Below are 22,807 nucleotides of genomic sequence, written 5' to 3' on the forward strand. Positions count from 1 at the left end.
TAAACCTCCGGCCGACACAACGCCTTAAGGGGTTGCATTGATGATAAGCACACCTGGTTATACAGATTCCTACTACTCCGCAAGTGCCAGCCCGTTGCCTTCCTATCCTCAGCTGGAAGGTACTAGGGAGGCGGATGTGTGCGTAATCGGTGCAGGCTATACCGGACTCTCTACGGCATTGCATTTGGCTGAACGGGGTTACAAAGTGACTTTGCTGGAAGCCGAGCGTGTGGCCTGGGGGGCTTCAGGGCGCAATGGCGGGCATGTGGGGGTGGGGCAGAGGCGCTGCCAGAGTGACCTGGAAGAAATGTTCGGTGTCGATATTGCCAAACGGCTCTGGCAATTTAGCCTAGAAGCGGTGCATCTGGTCGAGCAGTTAATCAAGAAGCATCAAATTCACTGTGATCTGAAGCGGGGGATTATGCATCTTGCCGCCAAGCCCAGCCATGATAACTATTTGCGCAAGGAGGCGGAACTTCTTCAGGAGCGTTACGGCTACACCGATGTGCGGTATGCCGATGAGCAGGAGGTGGGTGGCCTTGTGGGAACAAGGCGTTATTTGGGGGCGCAAATTGACAGTGGCTCACTGCACCTTCATCCGCTCAACTATGGGTTGGGGCTGGCGGCGGCCTGTGTCGAAGCGGGAGTCGAACTCTTTGAACACAGCCGAGTGACTGGCTATCGAGGGGGCCGTTCCTGTACGGTTGAGACAGCCAAAGGGCAGGTGAAAGCAAATAATATGGTTCTGGCCTGCAATGGCTATCTCGGTAATTTGGAGCCTCGTCTGGCTGGCAAAATAATGCCGATTAATAACTTCATTCTGGCCACTGAACCCCTGTCCGAGCCTCTTGCACAGAAACTGATCGCCAATGATTACGCGGTGCAGGACACACTATTCGTTATTAATTACTGGAAGCTCTCAGGGGATAACCGCCTGATTTTTGGCGGAGGGGAAAATTACACGGCCCGTTTTCCCGCAGATATTCGCAAGTTTGTGCGAAAAAATATGCTGAAAGTGTATCCGCAGCTTGAGCAGACCAGAATAGATTATGGTTGGGGTGGCACTCTGGCAATCACTATGAACCGTATGCCGCACATGGGCCGACTAGAGCCCAATGTCTATTACAGCCAGGGCTATTCGGGCCATGGGGTACCTACTGCCACTTTTGCGGGCAAATTGCTCGCAGAAGTCATTGCTGGTACAGAAGAGCGCTTCGATATTATGTCGAAAATTCCAACAGAGACTTTTCCAGGAGGGACTCTTTTGCGTTGGCCCGGCCTGGTACTGGGGATGCTCTACCACAGTCTGCTCGATAGGTTTGGGCATTGATGGGGTTGGCTGTGGCCAGTTACTGGTGAAGTTGTAGGCTGCTTTGGTGTTAATATGCCGTGACTTGCATTTGGGAAGCCGAACTTGTCCAACACCGAACAGCCAAAACGTAAAAGCCAGTTATCTCCCCGCCGTGAGCCCATTCAGGCCCGCGCGCGGGCACGATCAAGGCAGATTCTTGATGTCACCGGGCGCCTACTAGAGGAAGTGGGTCTCGACGACCTCACCACAATCCTAATTGCCAGGAAGCTCGATATTTCGGTGGGCTCCCTCTATCACTATTTTCCCAATAAGCACGCGATTCTCTATGCTATGGGCGAGCAGTGGCTCGCCAGCATCAGCGGGGCTATGGCCGAATTGGCAGAGCTAGACCTCGAAGACATGGCGCTTGAAAATTTTATTGATGAGTTTATTGGGCGCCTATTGACGGTCTACCGTGAGCAGCGCGGGCTACTGCCACTGGTTCAGGCGATGTGGGGAATCCCCGAGTTACACGAGCTGGACGAGAGCCATGACGAGCTGGTGATCGGGCATCTGGTGGAGATGTTCCGGCGCTTGGGCTTTTCATGTCCACCCAATGAATTGAATCGCCTGGGTCGGCTTACGTTGGAAAGTTGCCATGCGCTATTGCTGGTGATGGTCAACCAGGCAGAGAGGCGTGCACAGCGTACCCGAGAAGATTTACAGCAAATGCTGTTTACTCTGTTAGATGGCAGGCGTAACGATACCAGTCCCGAGGGGCTTGGTGATGTGGAGGCTCCCTGATGGCTATGCGACCAGACAAGCTGGTAATCGCGATTTCCTCGCGGGCATTATTTGACTTGAACGATAGCCATAAAGTCTTCGAAGAGCAGGGCTTACAAGCTTTCTCCCGCTATCAGGTGGAGCGGGAGAATGATGTTCTGCAGAAAGGTGATGCTTTTCATTTAGTAGAGAAATTTCTAAAAATCAATGAGCAGCTAGGGGGCGAGCCGAGGGTCGAGGTCATCCTGCTCTCGCGCAACAGTGCAGATACTGGGCTGCGGGTGTTCAACTCGATTGAGCACTACGGCTTGGATATTACCCGGGCGGCCTTTTGCAATGGTGAAAGCCCCTACCGCTATATCGGGCCATTTGGTTGCAACCTGTTTCTATCGACCGATGGCCTGGATGTGCGCCGCGCGCTGGAGCAGGGGGTTGCTGCGGCGACTCTGGTAGCCGGTGGTAACCGTGAGCAGCGTGATGATGTTTTACGCTTTGCTTTTGATGGTGATGCGGTCATCTTTTCCGATGAGGCGGAGCAGATTTTTAAACGGGATGGGCTCGCCGCCTTTGCCCGGGCCGAGCGAGCCTCGGCACAGATGCCTCTGGGTGGGGGGCCTTTCAAGGGGTTCCTTGAGGCCTTACAAAAATTGCAGGCGGAGTTTGGTTTGGAAGCCTGCCCAATCCGCACCGCGCTGGTAACTGCCCGGTCGGCCCCAGCCCATGAGCGGGTAATTCGTACGCTGCGTGCTTGGGATATCCGGGTGGATGAATCAGTTTTCCTGGGTGGGCTGCCGAAGGGGGAATTCCTACGGGCATTCGGTGCTGATGTCTTCTTCGATGATCAGCCAGCGCATTGCGCTTCTGCTGCAGAGCATGTTGCCACAGGCCATGTACCACATGGAATTGCCAACGTCGCTAATAGTGAAGCCTAATCGTATAAGCCTTTTTGGGGGGCTGTTGATCTCTCGAAGTTGATTGACACTCGCCGCGCTTCACCGGATATTCATTTGTCCGTTGGCCCCGGCTTCGATTGGCTGCTATTCTTTTCTCGCATAACTCAAGATGTTTTTTATAACTAACAATTTATCTGTCAGAGTTGCACTCGTCCAGGGGCGGGATGATTGATACCAAAGGGAGGACTTATGAAGCTGCAGCAGTTGCGATATATCTGGGAAGTGGCACATCACGATCTCAACGTTTCTGCTACTGCGCAGAGCCTCTATACCTCCCAGCCGGGCATCAGCAAGCAGATTCGCCTTTTGGAAGACGAGCTTGGGGTGGAAATTTTTGCCCGCAGCGGCAAGCACCTGACCCGGGTGACTCCAGCGGGTGAGGCGATCCTCAAGACCGCTGGCGAAATTATGCGCAAAGTGGAAAATATCAAGCAGGTTGCCCAAGAGTTCAGTAATGACAAGAAGGGCAGCCTGGCAGTTGCCACTACTCATACCCAGGCGCGTTACGCGCTGCCCCCGGTCATCAAGCTGTTTATTTCCCGTTACCCGGATGTGTCTCTGCATATGCATCAAGGCACGCCCATGCAGATCTCGGAAATGGCGGCCGATGGCACAGCGGATTTCGCCATTGCCACCGAGGCGCTGGAGCTATTTAGCGACCTGGTGATGATGCCGGTGTACCGTTGGAATCGCTGTGTGCTAGTGCCTAAAGATCACCCTCTCTGTCATGCCAGTAAGCTGGACCTGGAAGAGGTTGCCAAGTACCCGATAGTCACTTATGTGTTTGGCTTTACCGGTCGTTCAAAGCTGGATGAGGCGTTTCTGGAGAAAGGGCTTTCCCCTAAGGTGGTATTCACCGCCGCGGATGCGGACGTTATCAAAACCTATGTGCGACTGGGACTGGGTATCGGCATAGTGGCGGATATGGCGGTGGATGGCGAGGACGAAGATCTGGTTGCCCTCGATGCGAGTAATCTGTTTGAGCCAAGCATCACCAAGATTGGCTTCCGTAAGGGAATTTTTCTGCGGGGCTTTATGTATGATTTCATCCAGCAGTTTGCACCGCATCTCACCCGAGAGTTGGTGGACCAGGCGGCGCACGCCACGTCTAGGGCCGAAGTGGATGCGCTATTTGCCGATAAAGAGCTGCCTGTTTATTAAGGTGGCTGCTTAGCGGGGGCTAGGAGGCCTCCGCCTGTTGGATCAGCGGCTGCAACACTTCTTTGGCCAATTTAAAGTAGACGGTGTAAACCTCCGCATCCTGCCCCTCGCGCTCAACCACAAAGAATGGTGCACGATCCACGTTAAATTGCTGGGCAATTTGCATGCCGCTACTTTGCGGGTCGCGTACATCGGCTATCAAGGTTTGGTCGATAAATTTCAGCTGCCCATTCACTTCCAGTTTTTCCTGCACGTCGCGACATTTGGCACAGGGGGAGCCATCGGCAAGTATTTTTTTGACCAGTGTGATCTTCACGATAAATTCCTTGATCCAGTTAAGTGCTGAAATTGGCACTACTGGCATTGAATCTATCAGATGGTCTAATAACTTTGAAATATCAATCCTGGATAGATCTATAACCAAAAAGCTGTAGTATGACTGCAGGAAAGCCCGCTAGAAGGTGATTCCCGGCGGGCGGGGCAATCAATGGAGGAATTGCTCTGCGGTCTCTAGGAGTAAGTGTACTTTCGCCAGGCACTCATTGTGTTCTGCTACTGGGTCAGAGTCTGCAACTATACCCCCACCGGCAGCGCAGGTAATTCGGCCATTGCTGGCACTGAAGGTGCGGATAGCAATATTGGTATCGGCGCGACCACAGCTGCTGATATAACCGATACTGCCGCAATAGATGCCTCTCGGGCTGCTTTCCAGTTCGCGAATCACCTCCATAGAGCGGCGTTTGGGGGCGCCAGTGATGGAGCCGCCGGGAAAGCAGGCTGCCAGGAGATCACTGTAGGCCGAGTCCTCGTGCATTTCTCCGGTCACGACGCTGACCAAATGGTGGACATTGGCAAAGCTGGTCAACTGGAATAATTCAGGCACGCGCACACTGCCACTGCGGCACAATTTGCTGAAATCATTGCGTAACAGATCCACAATCATCAGGTTTTCCGCGCGATCTTTAGGGCTTCTCTGTAGGGTAAATGCAGCCCGTTGATCCTCTACTGGGTCGGCGGCTCTGGCTGCGGTGCCCTTGATGGGCTCGGTGCGTAAACTGTTTCCATCGGCGCGGATAAAGCGCTCCGGTGATAAGCTCAGCAGGCTTCCCTGGGGCAGCTCCATAAAGGCGGAAAAGGGGCCGGCTGCTCGCTGGCGCAACGCCATATAGGCACTGAAGAGGTCGCCTTCATAAGGGGCGCTGAAGCGCTGAGTAAAGTTTGCCTGGTAGACATCCCCAGCCGCAATATATTCGAGGATGCGTTCAATGCGCTCCTGGTAGTCCGTGGCACTGAATTCATGGGCAAATGGTGCCAACAGTCGAAAGCCTTTCAGATCTTGATCCTGCTCCCACTGCACCGATTTAAAGCGATCGATCAGCTCGCGTACCTGCCTGGCCGGGCAGGCTGGGTGGAATACCAGGTGGCTGGAACCCAGCTGATGGTCCGCGATAAAAGCCCAGCTATAAAGCCCAAAGAAGCCTGCGGGCAGGTCTGTGGGCCGGATATCCGCCGGCAAATAGTTTCCGCTGGTGCCGAGTTCATAGCCTGCGAAGCCTATCATCCCTCCGCAGAAGGGTAGTTGCGAGTCCCGCTCCTGTGGGCAGAGCTCGCGGCTTAGGTCATCCACTTGAGTGAAAGGCTCACTGCTGTCTGCTGCCAGTTCCAGCGTATTGAGGGGGTCGGCGCTGATAATATCGTAGCGGCCACCGCTGCTGAGAGGGCGGCCGCTATCGAGCCACACCGGCACCGGTAGATCTGCAATCGCCCGAAAGGCCGCGGCAGAATTGAGTGAATAGGGCAGGGAGACTATTTGCATATCAAAACACGGCAGTCTGGAAGACGGCGCACACTACACACTTTGACGCGGCGTGAAAAGGGCGGCTGGCCCTTTGGTCAATCCTTATTAGTCAATCCTGCGCTCGATGCCTGCCTGGGACATCAGGCGGGTTGCGAGCTCCTCCACGGAAAGTTGGGTGGCGTTGAGGAAGGGCACCTGTGCCCGCCTCAGCATCTGTTCGACTTGGCGCACCTCAAATTCACACTGTTCCTTAGAAGCGTAGCGGCTATTGGCGCGTCTTTCCTGTCGAATCTGCATCAGCCGCTCGGGGTCTATGGTGAGGCCGAAGAGTTTTCGGTGGTAGGGGCGCAATATCTTCGGCAGGGTGGTGGAGTCCATATCCTCTTCGGTGATGGGGTAATTGGCGGCGCGCAGCCCAAACTGTAGGGCTAAATAGAGGCAGGTGGGGGTTTTGCCGGAGCGGGAGACTCCGAGCAGTATCACATCCGCCTGTTCAAATTCACTGATACGGCGGCCGTCGTCATTGTCCATAGCAAAATGCACCGCATCGATACGCTCACTGTAGCGGCGATTGTTGGCAATGCCGTGGGAAACATTAACGGTTTGAGTGGGGTCGCGCCCAAATAAATTGGCCAGAGGTGTCAGGTAGTTCTCGAATACATCCAACATCAGTGCGGGGCTTTGGTGCAGCTGATCGCGAATCTGATTTGACACGATGCTGGTAATAATAATGGGCTGTAACCCAGACTCTTGCGAGGCTCTATCGATACGCTGTAAAGCTTGTTGAACTTTCTCAGCCGAGTCTATGTAGGGCAGGGTCACCTGCTCGACATGCTGATCCTGAAACTGCGCCAACAGGCTGTGGCCAATGGCCTCCACGGTGAGGCCGGTTCCATCGGAAATAAAAAAGGCGGTGCGTTTGTCTTTTGCCATGCTGCTTCTCTGTCTGTTGGCGGGACCTTTTCAGTGGCCGCTAGTATAGGGGCGGTGGGCCAAAAGGTCTTATTTTCTGAGTGCCGCTCTATCTTGTAGAAAATTTACAACATTTTGGCCGTTTTTACTGGGCTATTTTTTACAAGACTCATCCTTATAATCAGCGCCCAACAAACCTGATTTCAGAGGGCCTTCACTTGACGAATTTCACCATCGACTTTGCAAAACTGGGAATGGATGATGTCGACAAGGTCGGCGGTAAAAACGCATCGCTCGGCGAGATGATCTCATCTCTGGCCGGTGCTGGTGTGAGTGTACCGGGCGGCTTTGCGACTACTGCGGAGGCCTTTCGGGCTTTCCTGGCCCATGAACAGTTGGAGCAGCGTATCGCCGAGCGTCTGAAAGGGCTCGATGTCGGTGATGTTACTGAGCTCGCCAAAGCGGGCGATGAAATTCGCAACTGGATCTTACAGACTCCTTTCCCCGCACAACTGGAAAAAGAGATCCGCCATGGCTACGAAGCTCTGGGTGGCGGTGAGACAGCCGTTGCTGTGCGCTCCTCTGCTACTGCGGAAGACTTACCAGATGCCTCTTTCGCCGGTCAGCAAGAGACCTTCCTGAATATCCGCGGTATCGATGCGGTATTGACTGCGGTTAAAGAAGTCTTTGCTTCTCTCTACAACGACCGCGCCATTGCCTATCGTGTGCACACGGGTTACGCGGATGTTGGCGTTGCTCTATCTGCGGGTATTCAGCACATGGTGCGCAGTGAAACTGGTGCAGCCGGTGTGATGTTCACCCTGGATACCGAAAGTGGATTCCGCGATGTGATCTTTATCACCGCGGCCTTCGGTTTGGGTGAAACTGTTGTGCAGGGGGCTGTGAACCCCGACGAGTTCTACCTCTACAAGCCTGCTTTGGATGCCGGACGCCCGGCGATCCTGCGTCGCAATCGCGGCAGCAAAGCGATCAAGATGGTGTACGACGAAAGCGGTGAGTGTGGGCGCTCTGTAAAAACCGTTGAGGTTGCAGAGGAAGATCGTCAGCGTTTTGCCCTGAACGATGAAGAGTTAACCAGCCTGGCGGTGCAGGCCCGCAAAATTGAAGAGCACTATGGTCGCCCGATGGATATCGAGTGGGCCAAAGACGGCGATACCGGCAAGCTGTTTATCGTACAGGCGCGTCCGGAGACCGTACGCTCCCGCGATCAAGGTACCCACATCGAGCGCTACAGTTTGCAGGAGCGCGGTGAAGTACTGTGTGAAGGGCGCGCTATTGGTCAGCGCATTGGTGCCGGCCGCGTGCGTAAGCTGAAATCTGTTGAAGACATGGCAGCTATGCAGGACGGCGAGGTGCTGGTGACCGATATGACCGACCCGGATTGGGAGCCGGTTCTGAAGAAAGCCAGCGCAATTGTCACCAACCGCGGCGGCCGTACCTGTCACGCGGCGATTATTGCCCGCGAACTGGGGATTCCCGCAGTGGTTGGCTGTGGAAACGCCACTGAATTATTGGAAAATGGCACTCCGGTGACCGTATCTTGTGCTGAAGGCGACACCGGTTTTGTGATGTCTGGCGAGCTGAATTTCCAGCGTGAGGAAACTGAAGTTTCCGAGATGCCTGAACTGCCTTTCAAGATTATGCTCAACGTGGGCAACCCGGATCGCGCTTTTGCTTTTAGTCACCTGCCCAATCAGGGTGTTGGCCTGGCGCGTTTGGAATTTATCCTGAACCGCATGATTGGTATTCACCCGAAAGCGCTGCTCGAGCTGGATAGTTTGCCGGAAGATCTGCAACAGAATATCCGTGAGCGCATTGGCGGCTACGCTTCTCCGGAAGACTTTATTGTTGAGAAGTTGGTGGAAGGTATCGCTACCCTGGCCGCCGCTTTTGCGCCTAATCGTGTGATTGTGCGTCTGTCAGACTTTAAGTCCAACGAATATGCACACTTGGTGGGTGGTCAGCTGTACGAGCCCAGCGAAGAGAACCCGATGCTCGGTTTCCGTGGTGCGGCCCGTTACCGCTCCGAAGATTTCCGTCAGTGCTTCGCTCTGGAGTGTCGCGCGCTGAAGAAAGTGCGCGATGAGATGGGCTTGACCAATGTAGAGATCATGGTGCCCTTCGTGCGCACCCCGGAAGAGGCGGAAGAGGTAGTCGGTCTGCTCGCCGAAAATGGCTTGCGTCGCGGTGAGGGTGGCCTGAAGGTCATCATGATGTGCGAACTGCCCTCGAATGCTCTGCTGGCCGAAGAGTTCCTGCAGCACTTTGACGGTTTCTCTATCGGTTCCAACGACCTGACCCAGCTTACCCTGGGCCTGGATCGGGATTCCGGCCTGGTGGCTGACCTGTTCGATGAGCGAAACCCTGCGGTTAAGGCCTTGCTGTCCCGCGCCATTCAGGCCTGTAAAAAAGTCGGTAAATATGTGGGCATTTGCGGTCAGGGGCCTTCTGACCACAAAGACTTCGCTCGTTGGTTGATGGATGAGGGGATTGACAGTGTTTCCCTGAACCCGGATACGGCTGTGGATACTTGGCTATTCCTGGCTAACGAAGAAGCCTGATTTCCTAGTAAAGCGGCCCTATTGGGCCGCTTTTTCTATTTAAACACCTCTCGCGCGGCTGTGGTTTTTTTTGCTCGAGCCGTTTCGCATCTGCTCAAAAATTAGACTCCAGTTGCCGCTTACCTCGATAACTTCGGATTTTATCCTGCTATTTCAGTGTGAGATTTGCAGGTCACACACTATCGAAAAAATTCAACACTCTATGGCTTACCCGCCAAGAGAAGAATTCATTCTAAGTCTTATCATCAGCCTCAATAGAATCGGAAGAGTCCTGAGGCAGCGCGTTGATAGAAAAAAACCTAGCGCAATTTGCTTTGGTGCTGATTCACCTGCAGGGGTAAATCCCCCGGTGTTGAAGTTTAAGTGGTACCGGTAGGGCTGTTTTCCTGTCCGTCCACTTTGGCAGAACAGAGAAAGTTGTTGAGGTGAGCTATGCATACGAGCAGACAGTTACAAATTCCGATATGGCATATTTTCCTGATGTTGTGTCTCCTGGCGCTACTCGCTGTTCCTCCGGCAATGGCAAAGCCCCGTGGAGGTAACTGGTTTGATGATCGCGCTGCAGCCAGGGGAGGGAGTGCTTCAATCAGAATTGATTTGAGCGAGCAACGCGCTTATCTCTACAAAGGCGGTAAATTGGTTGGGGTTTCTAGAATTTCATCGGGCAAGCGTGGCTACAGTACGCGCCCGGGACATTTCCGCGTTCTGTCCAAACATCCCCATCACCGCTCTTCGATCTACGGTAGCTATGTGGATAGACGCACAGGCAGAGTTGTGAGATCTAATGTGAATACCCGTAAGCACCGCCGCCCTGCCGGTACTGTATATCGCGGTGCGAAAATGAATAATTACATTCGTTTTAATGGCGGCATCGGTCTACATGCTTCAGGTCATGTGCCCGGATATCCAGCCTCCCACGGATGTGTACGCATGCCGCCGCACATGGCAAGTAAGTTTTATCGCCATGTGCGCGTAGGTACCCCGGTACGTGTTACGCACTAAAAATGGCGTAACGCATAGAGCAGTTTTGTAGCAGCGAAGCCTTGGCCGGGTATTATCTACAGGGATGATACCCGGTATTTATTTGTCAGCCTGCCACCAAAGTTACGGTACCGCTATCATCACTTTTTACGGAATGATTGCGAGAGGACTTATGTCAATTTCAACCCCCGATTTGTGTGATGCCCACGGCGATGCAGTACAAGTGGTTGAGCCGATGTTTATTAATTACGGAGGCCGTGAGAGCTTTGGCGGTGAAATCGTAACCATCAAATGTTTCGAGGATAATTCCCTGGTGCGTGAGTTCGTTGCAGAACCTGGGCAAGGCAAGGTTTTGGTGGTTGATGCGGGCGGTTCTATGCGTCGTGCCTGCCTTGGGGATATGCTCGCTGAGAAAGCAGTCGCTAATGGCTGGGAAGGCATTGTCATGTATGGCTGTATCCGCGATGTCGATCAGATTGCGGCGCTGGATCTGGGGGTGCAGGCCCTGGGTACACACCCAATGAAAACTGAGAAAAAAGGGATTGGCGAGCGGGATCTGGAAGTCACTTTTGGCGGGGTGAGTTTCCGCCCAGGTGATTATCTCTATGGGGATAACAATGGCATTATTGTTGCACAAAAACAACTGGTATGAACTGCAGCCTCAATAAGTGATTGGGAATAAAAATGCCCGCTGGCAACTTCGCTGCCGCGGGCATTTTTCTCAGGGAGCCGTTTATCGATTGATTAAATCAGAAACCGGATCCCTCGGCATGCGTAAGGACATCAGAAAATAAAGAATCTTATTCTTGTCCTCGTCTGTCAGATTCTGGAAATTTTCTGCGGCATAGCCGGCATCGCTACCGGGATTATCGTGTAACAGTATGGCTTCTACCAGAGTGAGAGCGCGGCCATCGTGCATGTAGGGTGCAGTGTCTGCCACTCCCCACAGGCGTGCGGTAATAAACTCCCTGTTTTGTACCTCATCTAGGAAGAAAGCCGTTTCAGATAGTGCGATGCCCATGTCATGGCGCTTGAGATCAGAGAACATTTCAACTTCAACCCCAGCCCCAAAAATAGTTTTAAAAATTGTGGGGGGTTTACTCAGATCTACCTCATAGAAAGTATCTTCAAATGGAGCCTCAGGTGAGCCGGTCAGCTTATAGGGTAACTTTCTGCGCTCAGTGGTCATAACGGGGCGATGGCAGTCGGCACAGCCTATTTGACGGAACAGTTTACGTCCGTCGGTATTTTTTGTGGATTCTATCTTGAAGGGGCGGTCCAGCGTGGTGACAAAAATACTAATTGCTGAAAGATCACCGACAGATATTTCATTGGTTACGCCGTCATTGTCTTCATCGGCATCCTCTCCACCAAATTTTTCGGTCGCTTGCATGCCCATGTGAAATGAAAGAGCATCCATTGCGAATTCGCGGGCTGAAGCCACATCTCCCTTCCTGCCAAAAGGCCGCACGACCAAATCCTCATCGACGCCTTCCACATTACTGGTATCCAGGTTACCATCCTCATCGGCAACGATGGTGCCAAAATTAACGGATTTAGTATCCAGGCTGACAACGGTACCAGGGTTGTCTAGAGCATATTGTTTGAGACCCTGAAGCTCAAAGGTCATTTCTCTAGCCACTAATTCAATGCCCCCGGAACCAAATAAAAAGAGGGGGTTGATCAGGCGGCCGTCATATTCGGCAGTACCATCAAAGCTCTCATCAATGACATCAATATTTACCGGACGCAGCATTGCACTGGTGCTAAAACCGCCGCCGCCGCCAATACCCATCGTAGGCGGCACAGTCCTGTTACTGACGATACTATGGCATTCCAGGCAGTTCTGAGAGTCGAGACCATTGACTCGCAGGAAGGTGCCATTGCCCTGTAATGTCGGCCGATTGCCGGCATCGGCTGAGTGGTTATCGGGCTGGGATTCATCGTGTGGGCCATCCCCATAACCATCGTAGCGATTGAAGGGGGTGCTAAAGATGAGCATTCCTGCCCGGCGAATTTCATCCAGGGTTAGTTCACCCTCTACAATTTGTCCCTGGGTAATTCTGTCTTCAGGGGCTAACCGGGGGCCTTCTCCCACCAGATTGGCAAAGAGCAGTGTGGGGGTTATTAGTAGTCCAACACCGGCAAGTGAGTTCACAAGAGTCTGCTTCATATGAGCATCCTAAGTTCAATGCTTTCTATCAACTGATCCAGAGCTTCATTTGCGGCGTCCATTCCATCTCTCTAAATATAGGTAGATTTTCCCAGGGATATCGCGACAACTGGCGCCTCATGCATCTTTTTGACGTATAAATTTCAGGTTCTCTTGGGCGCCTGCTCTTTTCTGCTCATTAACGGGGCTCTGGATAAGGTCTTGAAGAAAAGAAAATCGCGTCAGGTGGGTCTTAAATGGCGTATCTGCAACGTTCTATTGCCGTGGAAGCTCTGTAGGATCATTCAACGACTCCTCAAGTCCATTCGTTGCCTATCATTGTCTTTTGAAATAACACCATGGCTTCTGGAAAGTGGCAGGGTATTTTGCCGCTACGGATACTACGGAAGGTAAAAATGAGCGAGCTGCGCAAGAAATTCTTTACCAAACCCCTGCTGAACATTATCAAGAGGGTTTTGCCGCCAATATCGCAAACTGAGCGAGAAGCAATGGAGGCCGGGGAAGTTTGGTGGGATGCCCAGCTACTTTCCGGCAAACCGGATTGGAAGCAACTGCTGGATATGGGGCCACCGGAGCTGAGTGAGGAGGAGCAGGCTTTTCTCGACGGGCCTGTCGAAGAGCTCTGCAAAATGGTCAACGATTGGCAAATTAGCTTTGTCGAGCACGATATTCCAGAGCCTGTATGGGAATTTCTGCGAAAAAACCGCTTTTTCGGCATCATTATCCCTAAAAAATATGGCGGCCTCGGCTTTTCCCCCACCGCACATGCAGAAATAGTGACCAAGATTTCCACGCGCAGTAACACCGTGGGTGTGACAGTCATGGTGCCAAATTCCCTGGGGCCGGGTGAATTACTGCTTGCCCATGGAACTCAGGAACAAAAAGATCACTATTTGCCCCGGCTTGCCGATGGCACGGATATTCCCTGTTTTGGCTTGACCAGCCCTCAGGCAGGTTCCGATGCGGCCGCCATGATCGACCGTGGGGAAGTTTGTTACGGAGACTATAAGGGGGAAAAGGTCTTGGGGATGCGTGTCAACTGGCACAAGCGCTATATCACCCTGGGACCAATTGCCACGGTTTTAGGGCTCGCCTTTAAGTTGTACGACCCGGAGCATATTCTCGGCGATAAAGAGGAGCTGGGAATTACCGTGGCACTGGTTCCCACTGATACCGAGGGTGTGACTATTGGTCAGCGCCATCTACCCGCGATGCAGGCCTTCCAGAATGGCCCCAACTGGGGAAAAGACGTTTTTATTCCCATGGAATGGATTATCGGTGGCCAGGAGAACGTCGGAAAGGGCTGGGAAATGCTGATGAGTGCCTTGGCTGCGGGCCGGGGTATCTCACTGCCCTCGCTCTCCACTGGCGGCGCCAAAATGGCTGCAAGAACCACCGGCGCCTACGCCCGTATTCGCGAACAGTTCAATATTCCCGTTGGGCGCTTTGAAGGGGTGCAACGGCGCTTAGCGGAGATTGCCGCTATTGCCTTCGTGCTCGATAGCGCACACAAAACGACTACCAGAGCGCTGGATGACGGCATCAAGCCGGCGGTCATTACCGCAATTATGAAAGCCAGTGCAACGGGAGGGCTGCGCCAGGCCATTGATGACGCCATGGATATCCATGCGGGCAAGGCAATAATGGATGGGCCATTGAATTATTTGGGTAATGCTTATCGCGCTGTGCCAGTGGCGATTACGGTAGAAGGCGCAAACCTGTTAACCCGCAGCTTGATGATCTTCGGCCAGGGGGCGATACGCTGCCATCCCTATATACTCGATGAAATGCTCGCAGCCGAAAACCCCGATACCGAAGAGGGGTTGGAGCAATTAGATCGGTTGTTACCCAAACACATGTGGTTCCAGGTCAAAACGCTGCTGCGCGGAGTGTTTCACGGTTGGACCGTGGGGCTCTTTGCCAGCAGTCCGCGCAATGTAGGGGGCGCGGCTAAGTATTTCCGTCAGATCAATCGCTATTCGGCTGTGCTGACTCTGGTTACAGAAGTCTCTCTGATCACTTTGGGCGGAGAGCTGAAAAGGAAAGAATTGATCTCCTCCCGGCTTGGCGATGTACTCAGCCAGCTGTATTTGCTGAGTTGTACCCTCAAGCGTTTCTATGACGACGGTAACCCAAAAGATGATTTGCCGTTATTGGAATACGCTATGCGCGATGGCTTACATAAAATTGAAGTTCAGTTGCTGGAAGTCTTTCAGAATTTCCCGCGTCCTTTCTTTGGCCAGATAATGCATTTCCTGACCATGCCTTGGGGGCACAGTATTCACACCGCCTCGGATCGCCAGGCTAGGGCCTGTGCAGAATTGCTGCTGACCCCCTCTAAGACTCGAGACCGTTTAACTCGTGGCGTTTTCCTCGGCAATCCTGGAGATGGGATCGATATTGTCGAGCAGGCTTTTGAAAAGGTATGTGCTTCTGAGCGTGCGCGGGAGAAGCTAAAAAAAGGTGGTATTCGCACTCTCAGTCGCGAGTCAGTGGAAGAGGGGCTGCAACGCAACTTGATTAGTAGTGAAGAGGCGGATGCCCTTCGGGAAGCCGCTGATGCGGTGGATAAGGCTATTCAGGTCGATCATTTCGATCACTTGGCCAGGGAGGCTGGGCAAATCCAATAGCGCTGCGAGGGAAGTCTGATCTCCATGGAAGTCTCTCCCAATAAAGCACCTCAACGCTTTACTGCTGTTGAGGCTTGTATCGATGCGCTTCTACAAAAAGTCGGTAAAAAAATTGTACTGGGGTTGCCCCTGGGGCTGGGAAAGGCCAATCATTTTGCCAATGCCCTGTACGCACGTGCCGCTGCCGATCCATCTATCTCCCTGACCATTTTTACTGCGCTGACCCTTGAGCGCCCCCGGGGGGATAGCGATATCACTCGCCGCTTTGTACAGCCATTGCTGGATCGCCTTTACAGTCACTACCAGGATCTTGGGTATGTGGCGGCACGAAGAAAAGGAGAACTCCCCAATAATGTTGAGGTGATAGAGTTTTTTATGGAGCCCGGTGCCTTACTGGGTAACCACTATGCGCAACAGCATTATGTCAGCACGAATTATACCGAGGTGCCCGCCGAGCTTTTGCGCAGCGGGATCAATGTGATCGCGCAAATGGCGTCGCCCTCACCAATGGGGGATAAATACAGTTTAAGTTGTAATCCGGATCTGACACTGCCGCTTTTGAAAATGGCCTCAGAACGCAAAGAAAAGTCATTTTTTTTACTTGGGGAGGTGAACCCTCAGTTACCGTATATGCCCGGTAGCAGTGAACTTGCTGAGACGGAGTTTGATTTTTTACTCGAAGGGCAGAGCTTCGATACCCCCTTATTTCCCGCTCCAGCCATGCCAGTGAGTTTTACCGAGTACGCCATCGCCTTTCATATTGCCAGCCTGATTGCTGATGGTGGCACATTGCAAGTGGGTATTGGTGCCTTGGGGGATGCGGTTTGTCATGTACTACGGCTGCGCCACACAGAAAACACATTATTCTCCCGTTTGCTGGGGGAACTGATCGGGACGGAGCTGCCTCCTTATCGGAAAAGCCTGCCTCTGCAAATAGCGCCTTTTCAACGGGGGCTCTATGGTGCCAGTGAAATGGTTCCCCATGGCTTTTTACATCTGCGCAGGGCAGGGGTTTTAATTCGCGAAGTGTACGGTGATGAGGCGCTGCAGGAGTTGTTGGATTCCGATGTCATCACCCATACGGTAAATGAGGAAACCTTACTCGCTCTTCAAAAATGTGGTCGTATCCACTGCCCATTAACCACTGAAGATACAGAATTTCTACAACGATTCGGTATTGTGGATCCGAGTTACAGCTGGCGCGGCCACAAGTTGCTGACTCCCGATGGTGAGGAAGAGGAGTGTGATCTGCACAGTGAGCACGGCCGGCGGCGCTTGATAGGCGATTGCCTGAATAACAAATTGAAAGGGGGCACCTGGCTTCACGGTAGCTTCTATCTAGGGCCGGAAGTGATGTATCGAGAATTGCGCGATCTGGCTCCTATCGAGAGGGCCGGCATTGATATGACCTCCATCGCTTTCACTAACGACCTTCAAGACCAGCAGCTGTTAAAGCGAGCCCAGCGAAAACACGCCCGCTTTGTAAATTCAGCCATGATGGTGACCTTGGGTGGGGCGGTTATTTCCGATGCTTTAATGGATAACCAAGTAGTTAGCGGTGTTGGGGGGCAATACAATTTTGTGGCTCAGGCGTTCGCACTGCCCGGTGCTCGCTCTATCATTGCGCTGCCGAGTACACGGGTTCGCGACGGAGTTTGTGAAAGTAATATTGTGTGGGAGTACCCTCATACCACTATACCGAGACACTTGCGGGATATCGTGGTGACCGAATACGGTGCGGTGGATCTGCGTGGTAAGACGGACCGGGATGTGATGATCTCCATGCTCAGCATTTGCGATGCACGATTCCAGGCTGTGTTGCTGGAGCAGGCCAAATATGCGGGAAAGATTGAAAAGGGTTTTGCTATTCCTGCTGAGTTTAATCGGAATACCCCGGAGCATATTGCCGAGATTTTTTCCGATGAAAAGTCCCTGGCAATGCTGCCTTATTATCCATTGGGAACGGACTTTACCGATGAAGAGGGATTATTGGCCGTTGCACTCCAGCAGTTGAGGGCGGCCGACCGCAGTTGGTGGCGAATGCTGATGACGGTGATCAAGGGTCGCAGGGTATGGCGGGATAAATCTGATGAGTTCGCGTTTATCCATCGCTGCCTGGAGAGAATGGGCTGCGATCATTCGGATACCTATGAGCACCGCTTGGAGGCCTATGTCATTGCCGCTGCGCTGCATGATTATATCGAAACTCGCCGCCCTCTCAGTGGTTAGCAGCTGAGGACTGTTCAGCGAGTTGCTGCTGACGTTGTTGGGCCTGAATAGCAGTCAGTGCAATGGTGTAGACAATATCGTCTACCAGGGCACCGCGGGAAAGATCATTTACTGGTTTGCGCAATCCCTGCAGCATGGGGCCAATACTGACCAGGTCCGCACTGCGCTGTACAGCTTTATAAGTCGTGTTGCCGGTGTTTAGGTCGGGAAAAATAAAAACGGTGGCACGGCCGGCAACTGGACTCTGTGGTGCTTTTTGTTTGGCTACATTTTCGATGAGTGCCGCGTCGTATTGCAGTGGTCCATCAATAACCAGGTTGGGCCTCCTTTCCCTGGCGATTTGTGTTGCTTCCCGCACTTTGTCCACGTCTAACCCAGTCCCTGAGGTACCGGTGGAGTAACTGATCATCGCCACACGGGGTTCGATACCAAAAGCTGCTGCTGAGTCTGCTGATTGGATGGCAATAGCGGCCAGCTGACTGGCGTTGGGGTCTGGATTGATAGCGCAGTCTCCGTATACCAGCACTTGCTCGGGTAGAAGCATAAAGAAAATTGAGGATACCAGTTCTTCACCTGGGGCTGCCTTGATTAATTGCAGGGCGGGGCGGATGGTATTGGCGGTGGTGTGGATAGCGCCTGAAACCAGGCCATCTACCTGGTCCAGAGCCAGCATCATAGTGCCCAATACCACATTGTCTTGCAGCTGTTCTTTAGCGACTACTTGGGTGAGCCCTTTGTTTTTACGCAAAGCCACCATGGGCTCAATATAATTTTCCCTGACATCCTCCGGCTTGATGATTTCTATGTTGTTATTGAGTTTAAGGCCCTGTTGCTCGGCAACTCTTTGGATAGTATCAGCTCTACCCAGTAGTATGGGTTGCGCAATATCGCGGTCTACACAGGCCAGGGCCGCGCGAATTGTGCGAGGCTCTTCTCCCTCCGGCAGTACAATGCGTTTTAATGCCCGTCGGGCCAGCTCTGTCAGGTGATAGCGAAAAGCTGGGGGTGCCATGCGGCGCGGCCGCTGGGAGACCTGGCTGAGGGATTGCACCCAGTTGCTATCCAGATGACTGGCGAAAAAATCCTGTACCCGGTTTACCCGCTCGCGGTCATCCGCAGGGGTGCGCAGATTAAAAGTTTGCAGCTCCATAACGGTATGCCAGGTGTTGGAGCCAACCAGCATTACCGGCAGGCCGGTCTCCATGGCGGGCGTGCAAAGTTTATGTACGCCGCGATCTAGTCGATAGCCTCCAGTCAGCAATAAACAGCCAATCTTTACACCATTCATTGCCGCCAAACTGGCCCCAACCATGACATCGGGCCTATCGGCGGAGGTGATCAATAGTGCCCCGGGGGAAAATCGGTGCAGCATATTGGGGAGTGATCGAGAGCAGAAGGTCACACTGCGTAAACGGCGACTCTCTAATTCTCCACGGTTAATCAACTGTGCATTGAAGTGACGAACGAGATCCAGTGCGCGGGGTGCCAGTAGCTGTGCGTTCCAGGGAATAGCGCCGACAATACGCAAGGGGATCTGACGGTAGAGGGCTTTGCGGTCGATAGTTGCGGAGCTGGGCTCCTGTTGGGCGCCCACCGAGATAAAGTGACCACCGGGTGGGTCGGTTATGCGGGGTGGTGCATCCAGCTTATTGATAATGCAGCCCACCACCGGGTTGGATGGCCCCTCCCCAAACGATTGCATGGCAAACTGCAGGCGTTCTCTGAGCTGACGGATATTGCCCGTGTGCAGGCTGGCAACCAGAACCACTTCTGCATCCAGGGTTTTCGCCACTTGGGAGTTTAACTGGTCTGCATATTGGTTGAGCCCGCCGGGTAAAAGGCCCTCCACAACGATGACATCCGCAGCTGGAAAACTGCTGCGGTAGCGAGCCAATATTTTTTCCTGCAACTCCGCGGAATCACCTGCAGCAATCATGGCCTCCGCTTGCTGTGCGCTGATTGAAGGGGGAATATCCAGCTTTGTGGTTTGTCGCAGTATTTCGGTAGTTCTCTCGATGGCGCCATCGCGAGAAGGGGGTTCACTGACAGGCTTAAAAAACTGGGTTTCCACACGGTTGCGCTCCAGTGCCCGTATCAAGCCCAGACTTACTGAGGTGATTCCCACGCCCACTTCCAGTGGGATCAGCATCAGGGTGCGCGCATTGTGTGACATATTTTTTAAGTCACCCTGCTCGCTAAGCGAATGGTATCGCGGGCAATTACCCATTCCTCCCGAGTGGGTATTACAAAGATATCCGGTGTTTCGTCTTTCGAAATTCGTCCCTCGGCACCAAAGCAGATTTCTTCATTGCACATTTCATCCAGTTGGTAGCCGAACTGACTGAGCCAGCCTGTGGTTTCTCGACGTACCCAGGCAGAGTTTTCGCCGATTCCCCCAGTAAAAACCAGGCTATCGACCCGCTTTAAGGGCACTGTGTAGGCCGCGATATATTTGGCCAGTCGATAGCAAAAGATCTTCAGTGCCAGGCTGGCACCGGCGTGGCCTTTTGCCATGGCCTCTTCTAGCTCACGACAGTCATTGCTCAGCTCGGATATCCCGAGCAATCCACTGTTGCGATTGAGCAGAAGTTCTAGTTCTGCCAGGGAGTAATCCAAGGCCTCGCCTAAATGAAGTAACAGGCCAGGGTCCAGGTCACCGCAGCGGCTCCCCATCACCAACCCTTCGAGCGGGGTCAATCCCATACTGGTATCAACACTCTGCCCCTCTTTTATGGCGCAGAGGGAGGCCCCATTACCCAGATGAGCGGAGATGACATTGATGTTGTTTGTGGGTTTATTCAATAGCTCCGCACAGCGCTCGCCAATATAGCGATGACTGCTGCCATGCATACCGTAGCGGCGCAGGTGATGATCCCGGTAAAAGCGGTAGGGCAGGGCGTAGAGATAAGCGTAATCCGGCAAGCTTTGGTGGAAGGCGGTATCAAATACCGCTACCTGTGGCAGCTCAGGAAAGGCGACCAGAGAGGCTTGTATACCCTGTAGGGCGGCAGGGTTATGGAGAGGGGCCAGTTCACAGCAGGCTCTTATGGCCGATAGCACATGGTTGTCTATAAGGGCGGAATCTGCGAACTGTTCGCCACCGTGAACCACCCGGTGGCCAATGGCCACAAGTTGCTTGCGTAACTCTGACCAAGGGCCGGCGAAGCGTTCTACCAGGGCACCGATAACGCTGTCATAGTCGTCACCCGGTGAGAGCGGTTGCTTGCCCTCTTTATCGCAATGCTGCCATTTAAGTACCGCTGAAGATGTATTTAGTGCATCGGCCTGGCCATTTAAGTGTTCCTCGCCACTTGTGGGGTCAATTGCGGAGAACTTGAGGGAGGAACTGCCGCAATTGAAGATCAGAACAAGGTTTTGACCAGACATAGGCGTTGCGCACCTTAGCGTGTATACCCTAAGGCTAGCTAATGTGGCGTAAAAACCCTTTGATAAAGGGAATAAGGCGGGGAATAAAAAAGGGCCGCGATTGCGGCCCGAGATCTAAATGCAGATATAAAAGCGCAGTTTGCACAACTGTTCTTCTTCGGCGGATTCATTGCTTAGATCAATTGGACCCAGCGGAAAATCCCTGAAGAAAAAGGCGGCTTGCGCCGCCTTGAATCTACCTGAAAGGTATAAGAGCGTCTTAGCTGAACTGGTTCATGGTGTTGTCTTTACCAGAAGCTTTCAGGGCAGCTTCACCAGCGAAGTATTCTTTGTGGTCGTCACCGATGTCGGAACCGGCCATATTCTGGTGCTTAACGCAGGCGATACCCTGACGGATTTCTTTACGCTGAACACCTTTTACGTAGCCCAGCATACCTTGCTCACCGAAGTACTCTTTGGCCAGGTTGTCGGTAGACAGGGCCGCAGTGTGGTAAGTCGGCAGGGTGATCAGGTGGTGGAAGATGCCGGCTTCACGGGCAGCGTCGGCCTGGAAGGTGCGGATCTTGTCGTCTGCAGCTGCAGAAAGTTCGGAATCGTCATACTCGGCGCTCATCAGGTTGGCGCGGTCGTACGCAGATACATCTTTACCTTCTTCGACCCACGCATCGAACACTTGCTGACGGAAGTTCAGGGTCCAGTTGAAGGACGGGCTGTTGTTGTAAACCAGCTTCGCATCGGGAACGACCTTGCGGATTTCGTCCATCATGCCGCCGATCTGGCGAACGTGAGGCTTCTCGGTTTCGATCCAGATCAGATCAGCGCCGTTCTGCAGAGAGGTGATGCTGTCCAGGATGCAGCGAGCTTCGCCGGTGCCTTTGCGGAACTGGAACAGGTTGGAAGCCAGGCGCTTAGGACGCAGCAGCTTGCCTTCACGGTTGATTACAACGTCGCCGTTGGCCAGGTCAGCAGGTGCGATTTCTTCGCAGTCCAGGAATGAATTGTACTGGTCGCCCAGATCGCCCGGCTCTTTGGTCACAGCGATCTGCTTGGTCAGGCCAGCACCCAGGGAGTCGGTACGGGCAACGATAACACCGTTGTCTACGCCCAGCTCCAGGAACGCGTAGCGAACTGCGCGGATCTTGGCCAGGAAGTCTTCGTGAGGAACGGTTACTTTACCGTCCTGGTGGCCACACTGCTTCTCGTCGGAAACCTGGTTTTCGATCTGGATACAGCAAGCACCCGCTTCGATCATTTGCTTGGCCATCAGGTAGGTGGCTTCCGCATTACCGAAACCGGCGTCGATGTCGGCGATGATCGGTACAACGTGGGTCTTATGGTTGTCGATCTTGTCTTGAGCCGCTTTTTCGGCTTCTTTGTCGCCAGCTTCACGGGCGGCGTCCAGCTCGCGGAACAGGTCGTTCAGTTCGCGGGCATCGGCTTGACGCAGGAAGGTGTACAGCTCGTTGATCAGGTGTGCAACAGAGGTTTTCTCGTGCATGGACTGGTCGGGCAGAGGGCCGAATTCACTGCGCAGAGCGGCAACCATCCAGCCGGACAGGTACAAGTAGCGACGGTCGGTATTGCCTTCGAAGTGCTTCTTAATAGAAATCATCTTCTGTTGGCCGATGAAACCGTGCCAGCAGCCCAGAGACTGGGTGTACTTGGAGCTGTCCTTGTCGTAGTTCTCCATGTCTGCACGCATGATATTGGCAGTGTATTTGGCAATATCCAGGCCGTTCTTGAATTTGTTCTGGGCGCGCATACGAGCAACAGATTCGGGATTGATAGCGTCCCAAGTGCCGCTTTTGCTGTCACGGAGCTTAGCTACCGCGTCGATGTCTTGAGTGTAAGTGGACATGACAGTGTTTCCTTAAAACGGTGACTGCGATTAGGTGTTGAGTATCTTAGGAGGAGTGGCATAATTTGC

General features: G+C 53.2%; 16 protein-coding genes. 9 read left to right on the top strand and 7 right to left on the bottom strand.

Annotated features, from left to right (window positions below; translation table 11 throughout):
- Positions 1 to 40 precede the first annotated feature (40 nt).
- The 4 genes from ACJJID_RS06445 (at position 41) to cysB (ending at position 4,188) form a co-directional block, all read left to right on the top strand.
- Positions 41 to 1,330: an NAD(P)/FAD-dependent oxidoreductase gene (locus ACJJID_RS06445; protein WP_444921971.1), complete on the top strand. Its 1,290-nt coding sequence runs from the start codon at positions 41 to 43 to the stop codon at positions 1,328 to 1,330.
- Positions 1,331 to 1,414: 84 nt separating this feature from the next.
- A complete protein-coding gene (locus ACJJID_RS06450) occupies positions 1,415 to 2,095 on the top strand; it encodes a TetR/AcrR family transcriptional regulator (protein WP_444921972.1) in 681 nt (226 codons plus the stop codon).
- Positions 2,095 to 3,006, top strand: a complete 912-nt coding sequence (locus ACJJID_RS06455) for a 5'-nucleotidase (protein ID WP_152453392.1) — start codon at positions 2,095 to 2,097, stop codon at positions 3,004 to 3,006. Before ACJJID_RS06450 ends, ACJJID_RS06455 begins: the two co-directional genes overlap by 1 nt.
- Before the next feature lie 210 nt (positions 3,007 to 3,216).
- Complete coding sequence (cysB, locus tag ACJJID_RS06460) at positions 3,217 to 4,188, top strand: HTH-type transcriptional regulator CysB (RefSeq protein WP_152453394.1); 972 nt, start codon at positions 3,217 to 3,219, stop codon at positions 4,186 to 4,188.
- A 19-nt stretch (positions 4,189 to 4,207) separates the two neighbouring features.
- Here the strand turns inward: cysB and ACJJID_RS06465 are convergent, their stop codons facing one another.
- The 3 genes from ACJJID_RS06465 to ppsR form a co-directional block, all read right to left on the bottom strand.
- Positions 4,208 to 4,504: a hypothetical protein gene (locus tag ACJJID_RS06465; RefSeq protein WP_152453396.1), complete on the bottom strand. Its 297-nt coding sequence runs from the start codon at positions 4,502 to 4,504 to the stop codon at positions 4,208 to 4,210.
- A 168-nt stretch (positions 4,505 to 4,672) separates the two neighbouring features.
- Positions 4,673 to 6,004: an aminodeoxychorismate synthase component I gene (gene pabB, locus ACJJID_RS06470; protein ID WP_444921973.1), complete on the bottom strand. Its 1,332-nt coding sequence runs from the start codon at positions 6,002 to 6,004 to the stop codon at positions 4,673 to 4,675.
- Between the two features lie 87 nt (positions 6,005 to 6,091).
- Positions 6,092 to 6,919 carry a posphoenolpyruvate synthetase regulatory kinase/phosphorylase PpsR gene (gene ppsR / locus ACJJID_RS06475; RefSeq protein WP_444921974.1) on the bottom strand — a complete coding sequence of 276 codons (828 nt, stop codon included), beginning with the start codon at positions 6,917 to 6,919 and terminating at the stop codon, positions 6,092 to 6,094.
- A gap of 197 nt (positions 6,920 to 7,116) precedes the next feature.
- Here ppsR and ppsA point away from each other — a divergent pair, with 197 nt between their 5' ends.
- From ppsA to rraA, 3 genes are all read left to right on the top strand, one after another.
- Entirely contained in the window at positions 7,117 to 9,480 is a 2,364-nt protein-coding gene (gene ppsA / locus ACJJID_RS06480; protein WP_444921975.1) for a phosphoenolpyruvate synthase, read from the top strand.
- Positions 9,481 to 9,912: 432 nt separating this feature from the next.
- Positions 9,913 to 10,482 carry a L,D-transpeptidase family protein gene (locus ACJJID_RS06485; RefSeq protein WP_253868990.1) on the top strand — a complete coding sequence of 190 codons (570 nt, stop codon included), beginning with the start codon at positions 9,913 to 9,915 and terminating at the stop codon, positions 10,480 to 10,482.
- A 151-nt stretch (positions 10,483 to 10,633) separates the two neighbouring features.
- A complete protein-coding gene (rraA, locus tag ACJJID_RS06490; protein WP_444921976.1) occupies positions 10,634 to 11,113 on the top strand; it encodes a ribonuclease E activity regulator RraA in 480 nt (159 codons plus the stop codon).
- A gap of 81 nt (positions 11,114 to 11,194) precedes the next feature.
- Here the strand turns inward: rraA and ACJJID_RS06495 are convergent, their stop codons facing one another.
- Positions 11,195 to 12,634 (bottom strand): di-heme oxidoredictase family protein, encoded by a 1,440-nt coding sequence (locus ACJJID_RS06495; protein WP_444921977.1) that lies wholly within the window; start codon positions 12,632 to 12,634, stop codon positions 11,195 to 11,197.
- A 395-nt stretch (positions 12,635 to 13,029) separates the two neighbouring features.
- On the opposite strand from ACJJID_RS06495, the gene ACJJID_RS06500 reads away from it, so the two are divergent.
- Positions 13,030 to 15,264, top strand: a complete 2,235-nt coding sequence (locus ACJJID_RS06500) for an acyl-CoA dehydrogenase (RefSeq protein ID WP_444921978.1) — start codon at positions 13,030 to 13,032, stop codon at positions 15,262 to 15,264.
- 24 nt (positions 15,265 to 15,288) lie between these two features.
- Positions 15,289 to 17,493, top strand: a complete 2,205-nt coding sequence (locus ACJJID_RS06505; protein WP_444921979.1) for an acetyl-CoA hydrolase/transferase C-terminal domain-containing protein — start codon at positions 15,289 to 15,291, stop codon at positions 17,491 to 17,493.
- Here the strand turns inward: ACJJID_RS06505 and pta are convergent.
- From pta to ACJJID_RS06520, 3 genes are all read right to left on the bottom strand, one after another.
- Complete coding sequence (gene pta, locus ACJJID_RS06510; protein ID WP_444921980.1) at positions 17,483 to 19,666, bottom strand: phosphate acetyltransferase; 2,184 nt, start codon at positions 19,664 to 19,666, stop codon at positions 17,483 to 17,485. The two genes, ACJJID_RS06505 and pta, sit on opposite strands and share 11 nt — an antisense overlap.
- A gap of 5 nt (positions 19,667 to 19,671) precedes the next feature.
- Positions 19,672 to 20,880, bottom strand: coding sequence for an acetate kinase (locus ACJJID_RS06515; protein ID WP_444921981.1), 1,209 nt, complete (start codon positions 20,878 to 20,880; stop codon positions 19,672 to 19,674).
- A gap of 259 nt (positions 20,881 to 21,139) precedes the next feature.
- Positions 21,140 to 22,738, bottom strand: coding sequence for an isocitrate lyase (locus ACJJID_RS06520; protein ID WP_444921982.1), 1,599 nt, complete (start codon positions 22,736 to 22,738; stop codon positions 21,140 to 21,142).
- Between the last annotated feature and the right edge of the window lie 69 nt (positions 22,739 to 22,807).

Source organism: Microbulbifer sp. CnH-101-G (genome assembly GCF_052466775.1).

Coding starts and splice junctions, on each gene's coding strand:
- ACJJID_RS06445 (WP_444921971.1), top strand. CDS start 41: ATGATAAGCACACCTGGTTATACAGATTCCTACTACTCCGCAAGTGCC.
- ACJJID_RS06455 (WP_152453392.1), top strand. CDS start 2,095: ATGGCTATGCGACCAGACAAGCTGGTAATCGCGATTTCCTCGCGGGCA.
- cysB (WP_152453394.1), top strand. CDS start 3,217: ATGAAGCTGCAGCAGTTGCGATATATCTGGGAAGTGGCACATCACGAT.
- pabB (WP_444921973.1), bottom strand. CDS start 6,004: ATGCAAATAGTCTCCCTGCCCTATTCACTCAATTCTGCCGCGGCCTTT.
- ppsR (WP_444921974.1), bottom strand. CDS start 6,919: ATGGCAAAAGACAAACGCACCGCCTTTTTTATTTCCGATGGAACCGGC.
- ACJJID_RS06485 (WP_253868990.1), top strand. CDS start 9,913: ATGCATACGAGCAGACAGTTACAAATTCCGATATGGCATATTTTCCTG.
- rraA (WP_444921976.1), top strand. CDS start 10,634: ATGTCAATTTCAACCCCCGATTTGTGTGATGCCCACGGCGATGCAGTA.
- ACJJID_RS06495 (WP_444921977.1), bottom strand. CDS start 12,634: ATGAAGCAGACTCTTGTGAACTCACTTGCCGGTGTTGGACTACTAATA.
- ACJJID_RS06500 (WP_444921978.1), top strand. CDS start 13,030: ATGAGCGAGCTGCGCAAGAAATTCTTTACCAAACCCCTGCTGAACATT.
- ACJJID_RS06505 (WP_444921979.1), top strand. CDS start 15,289: ATGGAAGTCTCTCCCAATAAAGCACCTCAACGCTTTACTGCTGTTGAG.
- pta (WP_444921980.1), bottom strand. CDS start 19,666: ATGTCACACAATGCGCGCACCCTGATGCTGATCCCACTGGAAGTGGGC.
- ACJJID_RS06515 (WP_444921981.1), bottom strand. CDS start 20,880: ATGTCTGGTCAAAACCTTGTTCTGATCTTCAATTGCGGCAGTTCCTCC.
- ACJJID_RS06520 (WP_444921982.1), bottom strand. CDS start 22,738: ATGTCCACTTACACTCAAGACATCGACGCGGTAGCTAAGCTCCGTGAC.